The sequence below is a fragment of the Actinacidiphila polyblastidii genome (genome assembly GCF_036353415.1).
In the GTDB taxonomy this organism is placed as follows: Bacteria; Actinomycetota; Actinomycetes; order Streptomycetales; family Streptomycetaceae; genus Actinacidiphila; species Actinacidiphila polyblastidii.
The window spans coordinates 118,403-131,206 of the sequence record NZ_JAZEWV010000006.1 but is presented as its reverse complement, the minus strand read 5'-3'; the positions used below and the strand labels follow the sequence as shown (position 1 = coordinate 131,206).

At 74.7% G+C, this 12,804-nt stretch carries 7 protein-coding genes and 1 pseudogene; 6 read left to right on the top strand and 2 right to left on the bottom strand.

The features are described 5' to 3' along the window. Positions 1-175 precede the first annotated feature (175 nt). On the top strand, positions 176-1,045 hold the full coding sequence (locus V2S66_RS10375) for a metallophosphoesterase family protein (RefSeq protein ID WP_330794297.1): 870 nt from the start codon (positions 176-178) through the stop codon (positions 1,043-1,045). After that, positions 1,042-1,812 (top strand): 4'-phosphopantetheinyl transferase family protein, encoded by a 771-nt coding sequence (locus V2S66_RS10370; RefSeq protein WP_330794296.1) that lies wholly within the window; start codon positions 1,042-1,044, stop codon positions 1,810-1,812. The genes V2S66_RS10375 and V2S66_RS10370 overlap by 4 nt, the downstream gene beginning before the upstream one ends. A gap of 58 nt (positions 1,813-1,870) precedes the next feature. On the opposite strand, the gene V2S66_RS10365 is transcribed toward V2S66_RS10370, so the two are convergent. Together V2S66_RS10365 and V2S66_RS10360 are read right to left on the bottom strand one after the other, a co-directional pair. Further along, positions 1,871-2,914: a LacI family DNA-binding transcriptional regulator gene (locus V2S66_RS10365; protein WP_330794295.1), complete on the bottom strand. Its 1,044-nt coding sequence runs from the start codon at positions 2,912-2,914 to the stop codon at positions 1,871-1,873. Positions 2,915-3,042: 128 nt separating this feature from the next. Continuing rightward, a complete protein-coding gene (locus tag V2S66_RS10360) occupies positions 3,043-6,147 on the bottom strand; it encodes a discoidin domain-containing protein (protein WP_330794294.1) in 3,105 nt (1,034 codons plus the stop codon). Between the two features lie 438 nt (positions 6,148-6,585). Between V2S66_RS10360 and V2S66_RS10355 the strand changes: the two genes are divergently transcribed. The 4 genes and pseudogenes from V2S66_RS10355 to V2S66_RS10340 all read left to right on the top strand — a co-directional run bounded on the left by V2S66_RS10355 (position 6,586) and on the right by V2S66_RS10340 (position 12,797). After that, positions 6,586-9,156: a glycoside hydrolase family 3 C-terminal domain-containing protein gene (locus V2S66_RS10355; RefSeq protein ID WP_330794293.1), complete on the top strand. Its 2,571-nt coding sequence runs from the start codon at positions 6,586-6,588 to the stop codon at positions 9,154-9,156. Positions 9,157-9,333: 177 nt separating this feature from the next. Beyond that, positions 9,334-9,465, top strand: a pseudogene (locus V2S66_RS10350) (alpha-L-fucosidase); the annotation flags it as partial. A 386-nt stretch (positions 9,466-9,851) separates the two neighbouring features. Further along, a complete protein-coding gene (locus tag V2S66_RS10345; protein WP_330794292.1) occupies positions 9,852-11,060 on the top strand; it encodes an ROK family transcriptional regulator in 1,209 nt (402 codons plus the stop codon). A gap of 300 nt (positions 11,061-11,360) precedes the next feature. Further along, positions 11,361-12,797 (top strand): aldehyde dehydrogenase family protein, encoded by a 1,437-nt coding sequence (locus V2S66_RS10340; protein ID WP_330794291.1) that lies wholly within the window; start codon positions 11,361-11,363, stop codon positions 12,795-12,797. Positions 12,798-12,804 lie beyond the last annotated feature (7 nt).

The following is a 12,804-nucleotide window of genomic DNA, read 5'->3' as shown; positions in this document are numbered from 1 at the left end:
CCGCGGGCCCGCTGACCGCCGCCACCGGCGCCGCGCCCGCCCGCGGGGGCCGGCCCGGCGCCCGCCCACGGAGCCGGACAGGGCAAGAACAGGGGTTGGCCCACCGGGGAGAGCTCTGCGAGGATTCCCCTGTGTCTCATCCCATGATCCGCAACGCGAACCGTACGGACCCGCGATGACCGCCCCCGCCGCCGGGGGAGCGCAGCTCCTCGCGATCAGCGACCTGCACGTCGGCTACGAGGCGAACCGCGCGATCGTCGAGCGCATGCGGCCCGGGACCGACCAGGACTGGCTGATCGTCGCCGGAGACGTGGGAGAGCGCTTCACCGATATCCTCTGGGCGCTGACCACCCTCAAACGCCACTTCGCCGAGGTCCTCTGGCTGCCCGGCAACCACGAGCTGTGGACCCCCCCGAACGACCCGGTCACCCTGCGCGGCAAGCCGCGCTACGACCGCCTGGTCGAGGAGCTGCGCGGGCTCGGCGTGACCACCCCGGAGGACCCCTACCGGATCTGGGAGGGCCCCGACGGCCCGGTCGCCGTCTGCCCGCTGTTCCTGCTCTACGACTACACCTGGCGCGACGGCACCCCCGGCGCCCGCACCAAGGCCCAGGCGCTCGCGCACTCCCGCGAACTCGGCGTGGTGTGCAACGACGAGCACCTGCTGCACCCCGATCCGCTCCCCGGCATCGACGACTGGTGCCGCGCCAGGGTCGCCTCCACCGCCGCCCGCCTGCGGGCCCTGGACCCGGCGCTGCCCACCGTGCTCGCCAACCACTGGCCGCTGCACCGCGAACCCACCGCCGTGCTCCGCTACCGCTCCTTCGCCCTGTGGTGCGGCACCGAGCTGACCGAGGACTGGCACACCCGCTTCCACGCCACCGAGGTCGTCTACGGCCATCTGCACATCCCGCGCACCATCTGGCGCGACGGCGTGCGCTTCACCGAGGTCTCCCTCGGCTACCCGCGCGAGTGGGGCGGCCGCCCGGCGGGGCCGCAGGGCCCCCGGCGGATCCTCGGCGGCCGCCAGGAGGCCCGCGCGTGATCGAGCAGCTGGTGCCCCCGTCCGTGCGCACCCGTGTCGCCTACGGCGACGAACTCGACCGCGCCCCGCTGCACCCCGAGGAGGCGCCCGCCATCGCCAAGGCGGTGCCCAAGCGGCAGGCCGAGTACGCCGCGGGGCGCGCCTGCGCCCGCGCCGCGCTCGCCGACCTGTGCGGCGCGACCGGGCCGATCCTGCGCGACGCCGAACGCGGCGCGCCGGTCTGGCCCGACGGGGTCGTCGGCAGCATCACCCACTGCGACGGCTACCGCGCCGCGGCCGTCGCGCACACCGCCGACGTCCTCACCCTCGGCATCGACGCCGAGCCGCACGGCCCGCTCCCCGAGGGCGTCCTCGACGTCATCGTCTCCACCGAGGAGGAGCGCGCCGCCCTGGCCGCGCTGAGCGGGCGGGCGCCCCATGTGCACTGGGACCGGCTGCTGTTCAGCGCCAAGGAGACCGTCTACAAGGCGTGGTACCCCTACCACCGCCGGATGCTCGGGTTCACCGAGGCCGAACTGCTCTTCACCCACGACGACCCCGGCGGCGACCCCGGCGACCCTGTCGCCGAACCCGGCCCCGCCGCTCCCGGGACGGCCCAACGCGGCACCTACACCGCCCGGTTGCTGATACCCGGCCCGCTGCTCGCCGAGGGCACGGGACCCGACGTGTTCACCGGACGCTGGATCGCCCACGACGGCCTGGTCGTCACCGCCATCGCGGTCCCCCGCGACAGCCGGCCGCCGCAGGACCGCGAACCCGCCCGCTGACCGGCCGTCCGACCGGCCGCCAGCACCAGGCCGATCAGGCCGCTCCCCCCCGCGCCGGTCAGGCCGACTGGCGGACCACCAGCGTCGTCTTGAAGATCACCGACCGGGTCTGCTGCGCCGCATCGTCGATCAGCGCCATCAGCAGCCGCGCCATCTCCGCCGCCATGTCCTCCACCGGCTGGCGCACCGTGGTCAGCAGCGGCCGCGAGGCCGTCGCCGCGCTGCTGTCGTCGAAACCGACCACCGCCACGTCGTCCGGCACCTGGCGGCCCAGGTCCCGCAGCACATGCAACGCCCCCAGCGCCATCAGGTCGTTGGCCACGAACACGCCGTCGGTGTCGGGATGGTCCCGGAGCAGCTCGCGCATCGCGTGCTCGCCGCCCTCCTGGGTGAACCCGCCCTCGGTGCTGGGCACATACGGCTGCCCGTGCTCGGCCATCGCGTTGCGGAACCCCGCCAGCCGGTCCTGGCCGGCGGGCGAGTCGAAGGGCCCCGAGATCGTCGCGATCCGCCGGCAGCCGCGCTCCACCAGCCGGTCCGCCGCCTGCCGGGCGCCGGCCTGCTGGGCGATGTCGACGAAGCTGATCGGCAGCGGCGTGGTCGGCCGGGCGAACAGCACCGTCGGCAGGCCCGCCTCGGTGAGCAGGAACGGCAGCGAGTCACCCGGCGCTATCGACACCAGCACCACCCCGTCGATGTGCTCCTGCCGCAGGTTCGCCACCAGTTCGTGCCGCGCGTCCTCGGAGTCCGCGAGCATCAGCACCGGGTGCACGCCGCGCGGGCGCAGCACGGTCAGCAGGCCGCCGACGATCCTGCCGAAGAACGGGTCGCTGAACACCCTGCCGAGGAAGGGGTCGTTCGCGGTGTGGTGGTCGGGGACCGAGAACACCAGGGCGACCGAGTCGGTGCGGCGGGTCACCAGCGAACGGGCCGCGCGATTGGGCACGTAGCCGGTCGCGGCGACCGCCTCCTGGACGATCCGCTGGATCTCCGGGTCCACGTTCCGGGTCCCGTTCACCACACGGGAGACCGTCGCGCGCGACACCCCCGCGGACCGGGCGACATCTTCCAGGGTCGGCAGGCGTGGCCGGCTGCTCGTCATAGCGCCTTTATACCACGTAGGAGAGCGCTCTCCCGGACAATCCCCTGATGGGGCGGGGTGGCCGACCCCCCACAGGCCGGCCGTACCCCGCCCCACCGGGCGACGCCGAGGAGATCCTCGCGAGGACCCTAGGCGTAGACTCCGAACTCGTACAGCGAGTAGCCGTACGCCGTGCCGCGCTGGGTCATCGTCACCCGCACGTAGCGGCCCGAGGCGTTGACGTCGAGCGTGTCGACGCCGCCGGTGCCGCTCGACGTCGTGTACACGGTCGACCAGGCGTTGCCGTCGTTCGACACCTGCACCTGGTATGCCTTGCCGTACGCCGACTCCCAGCCCAGCTGCACGTGCTTGACCGCGGTCACCTGGCCGAGGTCGACCTGCAGCCACTGCGGGTCGCTCCAGTCGCTCGCCCAGCGGGTGTCCCACCGGCCGTCCACGGTGTTGGACGGCGGATAGGGCGCGCCGTTGCCGGTCTGCTGGTACGACGACGCCGTCACCGGCCGGCCCAGCGCCACGTTCGTGCCGCCCACCGTCGGCGCGACCACCCGGAACGACCGGGTCTCCACCCCGACGTTGCCGTGCCCGTCGAAGGCGTACACGTACACCTTCCACACCCCGAGCGTCTTCGGCGCGGTCGCCGTGAAGGCGCCGTCACCGGTCTGCGTGAAGGTCACCTGCTGCAGGCCCGTACCGCCGTCCACGTACTTCGACGTGTACATCAGCGTGTAGCGCACCAGGTCGCCGTCGGGGTCGGCGGCGGGCGCGTTCACCGTGAAGGTGCCGCCGGCCGGCACCGACGCGGCGTTGCCCACCGTCATCGAACCGATCACCGGAGGCGTGTTCGCCTGCGGGCTGCCGCCGTAGTCCCGCGCCACCGAGTAGTACGTCGGCTGCTTCCAGCCCTCCGGGGTCAGGTTGAACCAGATCCCGCCGAAGTCGTTCTCCTCGCCGTAGTTGAACATCGTGGCGCCCAGCGCCACCCCGGTGTGCCCGGCGATGCAGTTCCACGCGTTGACGTAGCCGTCCCGCTTCTGCGTCTCGGTCGGCTCCGTCGGCACGCCGTTCGCGTCGTTCGGCACCTCCCACTCGCCGGCCTCACCGGACTCCGTGACGATGTACGGCTTGCTGTAACCGCCGTTGATCCAGTCCTGCCTGACGTTGCACACCGCGCCGTAGGAGTTCACCGCGTACAGGTCGAGCGACGGCGTGTACTGCTTGTAGTACGGCCACGCCCCGGTCCACGCGTCGGTCGACGTCACCGGGTGGTTCGGGTCGATCGCGTGGATCGCCTGCGCCACCTGCTCCACGAACTTCGCGTACGCGACGCGCTGCTGCTCGATCTGGGCGCCCGTCCAGTGGTCCTGCGTGGTGAGGATGACCTCGTTGCCGACGTCCCACATGAGCACACCCGGATGGTTCTTGTACGTGGTCACCCAGTTCTTGATGTCGTTGAGCGTGTTGGTCTTGTACGTCGTGTCGTTGACGTAGTCCGCGCCCTGGTTGAGCCAGAAGCCGCTGACCACCTTCATCCCGTACGCGGCGGCCTGGTCGAGCAGCGGCTTGCTGCTCGCGTCGGTGCCCCAGGTGCGCAGGGTGTTGACGCCCATCGCCTTCAGGTCGCGCATGTGCGCGTCGGCCGTCGAGGTCGAGGGACCCCACGTCACGCCCTTGACCTGCCAGGGCCTGCCGTCCACGGTCAGCTGCCAGTTGCCCTGCGAGCCGGTCACGTGCACGTTGCTCGCGCCACTCGGCACCGACGGGTCGGTCAGCGGCGCCGGCGCCGTGCCGGTGGCCTGCGAGACCGTCACGTTGTCGATGCTCAGCACGCCGCCGGAGGACGTGTCGGCGCCGGGCGAGGTGCAGCCGCACACCGCGTTCGGGTACGAACCGCCGATCCGCAGACTGAAGTCCAGGTACACGCCGTGGTGCACGGCGGCGTTCCAGGTCGAGACGCCCACCTGCGACTCGCTGACCTGCCAGATCTGCCGGCCGTCGAGGTACCAGCGGATCTGCTCGTCCGAGGTGCTGCGGTCGATCACCTCGGAGTACGTGTGGTAGCCGCTCTGGCAGCCGGCGCAGGTCGCCAGACCGCTCGTCATGCCGTTGTACTCGCGGCAGTTGCCGTTCGGCGCGCTCCCGCAGTGCAGGGTCGCCGACACCTGGTTGCGGCCGTTGACGTCCTCCATGACGTCGCTCTCGCCCACCGCGGGCCAGGTCGTGGTGTCACCGCGGTAGCCGGCGCCCATCGCGCGGAACGACGGCCAGTAGCCCAGCGCCTTGGCCGGGTCCGGCTGCTTCAGCGTCGCGGAGATCTGCAACTGCCCGCCCGCCGGGGCCGCGAAGTCGCTGCGCCGGGTCTCCACCCGCGCCGAGGTCCACGCCGATCCGGACTTCAGCGCCGTGATGGCCAGGTGCCCGCTGCCGTCCAGGCTCAGGTTCGACGGGGAGCTGGTGGCCGTCTCCACCTCGCCGGTGCCCCACTGCGCGGCGCCGCCCGGGTACGAGGTGCCGGTGTCCGCGGTCCAGTCGGCGCCGTTGGGCGCGGAGCCCGCCGAGCCGTTGAAGTCGTCGCTCCACACCGTGGTCCAGTTGCCGGGCGGCGTGGTGGAACCGCCGGTGGCGCCGCCCGTGGTGCTGCCGCCGGTCGCTCCGCTGGACGTGCCGCTCGACGTTCCGCTGGAGGTGCCGCTGGAGGTGCCGCCGGTGGTGCCCGCGGCGCTGCCGTAGACCTGGAACTCCCACAGGGAGTAGCCGTACCCGTTGACCCGGGTGGTCCCGTACATCCGCACGTAGCGGCCGGTGCCGGTGACGTCGAGCGTCTGGACGCCGCCGGTGCCGGTGGTCGTCGAGTAGACCGGCGTCCAGTGCGAGGCGTCGTCGGAGACCTGGATCTGGTACGCGGTCGCGTAGTTCTCCCAGTTCAGCACGACCTTGGTGAGGGTGTCGGTGGCCCCCAGGTCCACCTGCAGCCACTGCGGGTCGCTCCAGGCGCTGGCCCACCGGGTGGCCGTGCTGCCGTCCACCGCGGCGGACGCCGCGTAGCCGGCGCCCTCGGTGCTGGAGGAGGTCGCCGGCCTGCCCTGCGAGAGCAGGGCGTCGGCGGCGTGCGCCGACGGCGCGGGGGCCGCCAGGGCGTACACCGCGAGGGCCACGGCGATCAGGGTGAGCACGGCGACGCGCAACGGCGGCGGCAGGGCGCCGAAGCGTGCGGCGCGGGCGGGCGAGGCTCTCATACCGGTCTCCTGAGGGGGGAGGGAGGAGCGGGGGAAGGACGGCGGTGAGGCACGGTCAGCAGGACGGTGAGGCGCCGCTCCCGGGTGGAGGCTGGGGGATGGGAGAGCGCTCTCTCAGTCGCCCCGATGGTTGCCGCTCGATTTCCGGGGTGTCAAGAGATCGGACGCGAGAGCCGTGCGGCGAACGGGCATTAGCTGCCAAATAGGGTCAGAGTGACGGGGATTGCGGACGGACGCCCGCCGCCCCGCGGCCCTGCGGGCGGGTCACGGGGTTGACACGGCATCGACCTCGGCCTGAGAGTGAGTCGACTCGGAGAGCGCTCTCCGATCTCGGTTGTCCGCCCCGGATGCCAGGTCCGCGCGCCGCCGGCCGGCGCCCGCCGGTTCCGCACGCCGAGCGCGCAGCCGCTCCCCGCCGAGCCTTCCGAAAGGATGCCCATGACCGACGCCGACGACGCCACGGACGACGCCGCCGACGCCGACCCCGGCGGCCGCGACCGTGGCCCGGCAGGCATCGGCCGCGACCGGCTCGACGCGCTCGTCGCCCGGCTCGACCTGCCCGCCAGGATCAGGCTGCTGTCCGGCGCGGCGACCTTCCGGCTGCCCGCGGAGCCGGCGATCGGGCTGCGGGCCGTCACCTTCTCCGACGGCCCGGCCGGCGTCCGCGGCGAACGCTGGGACGAACGCGCCACCTCGCTCGCCCTGCCCTCGCCGACCGCGCTCGCCGCGAGCTGGGACGAGGAACTGGTGACCGAACTCGGCGGCCTGCTGGCCGCGGAGGCCCGCGCGAAGGGCATCGACGTGCTCCTCGCGCCCACCCTCAACCTGCACCGCAGCCCGGCCGCCGGCCGCCACTTCGAGTGCTACTCCGAGGACCCGCTGCTGACCGCGCGCACCGCCGCCGCGCTGATCCGCGGCGTCCAGGCGGGCGGCGTCGCCGCGACCGCCAAGCACTACGTGGCCAACGACTCCGAGACCGAACGGCTCACCCTCGACGCCCGGGTCGGCGAACGCACCCTGCGCGAGGTGTACATGGCGCCCTTCGAGGAGGCGGTGCGGGCCGGCGTGTGGGCGGTGATGTCGGCCTACAACCGGGTCAACGGCGTCACCATGTCCGAGAGCCCGCTGCTCGACGAGCCGTTGAAGGGAGCGTGGGGCTTCGACGGCGTGGTGGTCTCCGACTGGGGCGCGGTGCGCTCCACCGTGGCGGCCGCCCGCGCCGCGCAGGACCTCGCGATGCCGGGCCCCCACCCGCTGTGGGGCGAACCGCTGCTGGCCGCGGTGCGGGACGGCAGGGTGCCGCAGGAGGCGGTCGACGACAAGGTGCGGCGGCTGCTGCTGCTCGCCGCCCGGGTCGGGGCGCTGGACGCGGCCCCCGGTCCGCGCCCGGTGGCCGCGCCCGCGCCGGCCGACGCCCGCGCGCTGCTGCGCCGCGCGGTCGCCGCAGGGTGCGTCCTGCTGCGCAACGAGGGGGAGTTGCTGCCGCTGCCGGCCCAGGCCCCGCCGGGCAGGGCCGCGTTGAAGGTGGCGGTGATCGGCCCGAACGCCGCCGCCGCCCGCGTCCAGGGCGGCGGCAGCGCGGCGGTCTTCCCGGCCGCGGTCGTCTCGCCGCTCGCGGGCATCAGGGAAGCGCTCTCCCACGGCGGCGCCGAGGTCGTGCACGCCGAGGGCGTGCTGCTCACCACCCGCCCCACGCCGCTGCACCCCGGCAACGCCCGGAACCCGCGCACCGCGGAGCCCGGGGTGCTCGTCCGCTACCTCGACGCGGCCGGCGCCGAGATCCACGCGGAGCACCGGCTCAGCGGCAGCGTGCTGGAGTCGGGCGACGCCCCGGCGCTCGCCGGGAGCGCCGCCGCCGTCGAGGTCAGCGCCCTGGTGACCACCGCCACCGCAGGGGAGTGGCGGTTCTCCGTGGTCGGCCTCGGCGCGGTGACGCTGCGCGCGGACGGCGAGACGCTGGTCGACACCTACGTCGTACCCGAGTCCGAGGACCCGACGTACGTGCACGTGGCCCCGTCGTTCAGCACCGCCGTCCGCAAGGTGGCGGCGGGCGACGAACTGCTGCTGGAGGCGGTGCGCCGCTGGGAGCCGGCGCACGGCCGGGCGGTGGCGCTGGCCGCCGACCCGCCGCGGCCCGACGAGGACGCGCTGCTGGACGCGGCGGTCGCGGCGGCCCGCGGCGCGGACGCGGCGGTCGTCGTGGTCGGGACCACCGGCGAGATCGAGAGCGAGGGCTTCGACCGCACCTCGCTCGCCCTGCCCGGCCGGCAGGACGAACTGGTCGCCGCGGTCGCCGCCGCCAACCCCAGGACCGTCGTGGTGGTCAACTCCGGCGGGCCGGTGGAACTGCCGTGGCGGGAGAGCGTTCCCGCGCTGCTGCTGAGCTGGTTCCCCGGTCAGGAGGCCGGACTCGGCCTGGCCGACGTCCTCTTCGGCAGGGCGGAGCCCGGCGGCCGGCTCCCCACCACCTGGGCGGCTCGGGCCGAGGGCGCGCCGCTCCCCGCCACCACCCCGGTGGCGGGCGTGCTCGACTACGCCGAGGGCCCGTACCTCGGCCACCGCGCCTGGCGGCGCGCGGGAGCCGCGCCCGCCTACTGGTTCGGCCACGGGCTCGGCTACACCACCTGGTCCTACGAGCGGCTGGACGTGCAGCCGGCGGACTCCGGGGCCGCCCCGGGCGGCCCCGCGGCTCACGGCGGCCCCGCCGCCGACGGCGCCGTGGTCGGCGTGCGCGTGCGGAACACCGGGCCGCGGCCGGGCCGGGAGGTGGTGCAGGTCTACCTCACCACCGGGCCCGACGGGTACGACGACGGCGGGCCGCGGCTCGCCGGGTACACGGCCGTCCACGCGGACCCCGGCGCGAGCGCGGTGGCGCGGGTGCGGATCGCGGCGCGCGCCTTCCAGCGCTGGTCGCCCGAGGAGCAGCGGTGGGTGCCGCGCCCGGGCCCGTACACCCTGCACGCCGGTCCCTCCGCCGCCCGGCAACCGCTCTCCCGGCCGCTCGCCTGACCAGGCGGCGGAGGTGCGGCCCAAGAGCCGGCGGCTGCGGGATGCGGCCGCCGCGGGCATTACCCCGGCAGCCGGCGCCTCCCGCGACCTGACCCGCGGGAGGCGCCTCCGAACCCGGGATTGTCGCCCTCCACGGCCGCCCGTAGGGTCAGTGCGAGCCGGTAACACCTCCGATGAACCGGCGGCCTGCACGAGGTGCCCGGGGTGCTGTGGATCGACGCGCCCGCGGCTGCCCACCTCCACCCGCACGCCACGGTGCTCGCGGTGGAGCTGGACGGCGAACTCGACCTCCACCGCGGTGCAGGCCGTGTCCGACGGACTGCCCGGCCGGATACCGCCCGGCCGGATACCGCCCGGCCGGAGACCGCCCGGCCGGAGACCGCCGGGCCGGAGGCAGCCCGGCCCGATGCTGCCGGGTCGGCGGCCCCACCGGGGAGACCGACCCTCGACAGCCATCGGAGGTCTGCTCGGTACGAGCCCGCGCGGCGCTCGGCGCGGCGGCTGGGAGAGCGCTCCCTCACAGAGTCGGGAGCGCCCGCGATCTGGCACTATGTGCCATGTGCTGCGATCTACCGGGGGGTGCCGTGTCTCGTAGCGGCGCCGCAGCCCCTTACCAGGCAGGGGCCGGCGGGCCGCGGCGCGCGGCCCGGCCGGCGCCGTCCGGCATCGAGCCCGAACCCGTGAGGGGGACCCCGGTGAAGCGCGAGGTGGGCCGGACGACCAGGGACCTCCGGCGGCACAACCGCACGTCCGTGCTGACCCGCCTCTACCTGCACGGCCCGGCCAGCCGCTTCGACCTGCTGCGGGCGACCGGCCTCAGCTCCGCCACGGTCAGCAACGTGGTCACCGACCTGGTCGCAGAGGGCCTGGTCGCCGAGGCCGGGCTGCTGGACTCCGACGGCGGCCGCCCCCGCACCCTGCTGGAGGTGCGGCCGGGTTACGCGCAGGTCGTCGGCGTCGACATCGGCGAGACGCACGTCCAGGTCGGCCTCTTCGACTGGACCCTGGCGACGCTGGCCACCGCCACCTACCCGATGGACGAGGGCCGCCCCGACCCCGCGGTGCTGGCCGGTCTGGTGACCGCGGGCATCGAGGAGGTCACCGCGAGGGCGGGCGCCGACCCGGCCGAGCTGCTCGGCGTGGGCGTCGGCGTGCCCGGCACCGTACTGCCCGACGGGCTGGTGCACGCGCCCACCCTGGGCTGGTCGGGGGAGCCCTTCGACGCGTTGCTGCGCCCGCACGTCGCCGCGCCCCTGCACCTGGACAACTGCGCCCGCACGCTGGGCCAGGCCGAGATGTGGCGGGGCGCGGGGCGCGGCGCGCAGCGGGCGATCGTCGCGCTGCTCGCGGTCGGCGTCGGCGCCGCGGTGGCGACCGGCTCGCCGGGTGGCGTGACCAGCACGACCAGCGAGTGGGGGCACACCGTGGTCGCCGCGGGCGGCGCGCCCTGCCGCTGCGGCTCGCACGGCTGCCTGGAGGCGTACGTGGGCGCCGACGCGATCCTGGAGCACTACGAAAGCCTGCCCGGCGCCCAGGAGCTGACCGCGGCCGGCACCGAACGGCGGCTGGCCGAACTGATCGCGGCCGCCGGCGCCCCGGGGCCCGCGGCCGACACCGTGCGCCGGACCGCCGAGTACCTCGGCATCGGCATCGCCAATCTGATCAACCTGCTGAGCCCGGACCGGGTGATCCTCTCCGGCTGGGCCGGCGCCGCGATGGGGCCGGCCATGCTGCCCGCCGTGCGCGACGCGATGCGCCGCCACACGCTGGACTACATGGCGGCGGGCACCGTGCTGGAGATGGGCCGGCTCGGCCCCGAGGCGGTCGCGCTGGGGGCGGCGACCCTGCCGGTGCACGAACTGCTCACCGCGGGCGGCCGCGCCCGAACGGCTTCCGGCACGTAGGCGCGCGGGGCGCGTTCGCCGACCTGTCCGGCCCGTCCGGCCCGTCCGGCCCGTCCGGCCCGTCCGGCCCGTCCGGCCCGTCCGGCCCGTCCGGCCCGTCCGGCGAAGAAATTACCCGCAGGACGATTGACCCCCCATCCATAGCTACTTAGTTTAAGTCGCGTAAAAAGACGTGTCCGCGGCCTCCCGCCGCGGGGGCCGCACGGCCCCGCACGCCGTCCCGCGCCGCCCTGCCCTGTTCCACGCTGCCCTGTTCCGCCGCGTTCCTGCCCCCTGCCGCTGCCTGCCCCTGGAGCCCGTATGCCCTTCCACCCCGGCGACGGCCGGCTGTACATCGACGGCGCGTTCGTGCCCGCCGCCTCCGGCAGGACCGGGGTCGTCGAGGAGAAGGCGACCGGGCGGCCGATCGGGACGTACGCCCGCGGCGGGGCCGAGGACGTCGACCGCGCGGTCGCCGCCGCGCGGGCCGCGCAGCCCGGCTGGGCGGCGCTCTCGGCGCCCGAACGGGCCGGGTACCTGCGGGACTTCTGCGGCTACCTGGAGTCGCACCACGACGAGCTGGTCGAGCAGAGCATGCGCGAGACCGGCGGGGTGCGGGCCAAGGCGGTGGACGAGGTGGGCACCTCCGTCCGCCAGCTCGCGCTGTCCGCCGTCCAGGTCAGCGAGCACGCGGGGGACATCCTGCCGCCGTACAAGGCGGGCAAGCTGTCGCTGTCGCGGGCGGTGCCGCTGGGCGTGCTGGGCCTGATCACCCCGTGGAACTACCCGATGAACCTGGCCATGCGGGCGCTGGCGCCGGGGCTCGCGTTCGGCAACACCGTCGTGCTCAAGCCCGCGGAGCTGACCCCGGTGATCGGCGGGCAGGTGCTCGCCGCCGCCGCGGACCACGCGCGGCTGCCGGCCGGGGTGTTCAACGTCGTCACCGGCGAGGGACCGGAGGCCGGCTGGCCGCTCGCCCGCCACCAGGGCCTGGACATGCTCGACTTCACCGGATCGCGCGAGGTGGGCCTGGCCATCGCCCGCGCCGCGGCGGGGGAGTTGCGGGACATCCGGCTCGAACTCGGCGGCTCCAACGCCTTCGTGGTGCTCGACGACGCCGACATCGAACTCGCCGCGAGCTGCGCGATGGTGGCCTCGCTGGAGTTCCAGGGCCAGACCTGCATCAGCGCCAGCCGTCACATCGTGCAGCGGGCGGTCGCCGACGACTACGTGGCCGCGGTCGCCCGAAGGGCCGCCGCCCTCCGGGTCGGCGACCCCTTCGAGCCGGGCACCGCGCTGGGCCCGCTGATCAGCGCGGCGCAGGTGGACCGGCTGCATCGCACCATCGTGGAGCCGTCGTTGGCGATGGGCGCCCGGCTGGTCACCGGCGGCAGCCACGACGGGCTGTTCTACCGGCCCACCGTGCTCGCGGACGTCACCCCCGGGATGCCGGCCTTCCGCGAGGAGGTCTTCGGCCCGGTCATCCCGGTGACCGCGGTCGACACCGAGGCCGAGGCGGTCGCGCTGACGAACGGCCTGCCGATGCTGATGAACTCGGTGTTCACCCGCGACCTGATGCGCGGCTACGGGGTCGCCGAGCAACTCCAGGCCGGCGAGGTGCACGTCAACGACGCGCACGCCCGGCACGGCGCGGAGAACCAGATGCCCGGCTTCACCCGCCGCCAGTGGATCGGCCTGCAACGCACCCCGCTGGACCTGCCCGACTGGGCCACCGCACCGGCCCCACAAGAGAGTTGAGGGACAC

Bases quoted from the DNA above. Each gene is read 5' to 3' on its own strand.
- V2S66_RS10375 (WP_330794297.1), top strand. From the start codon at position 176: ATGACCGCCCCCGCCGCCGGGGGAGCGCAGCTCCTCGCGATCAGCGAC.
- V2S66_RS10360 (WP_330794294.1), bottom strand. From the start codon at position 6,147: ATGAGAGCCTCGCCCGCCCGCGCCGCACGCTTCGGCGCCCTGCCGCCG.
- V2S66_RS10355 (WP_330794293.1), top strand. From the start codon at position 6,586: ATGACCGACGCCGACGACGCCACGGACGACGCCGCCGACGCCGACCCC.
- V2S66_RS10340 (WP_330794291.1), top strand. From the start codon at position 11,361: ATGCCCTTCCACCCCGGCGACGGCCGGCTGTACATCGACGGCGCGTTC.
- V2S66_RS10365 (WP_330794295.1), bottom strand. From the start codon at position 2,914: ATGACGAGCAGCCGGCCACGCCTGCCGACCCTGGAAGATGTCGCCCGG.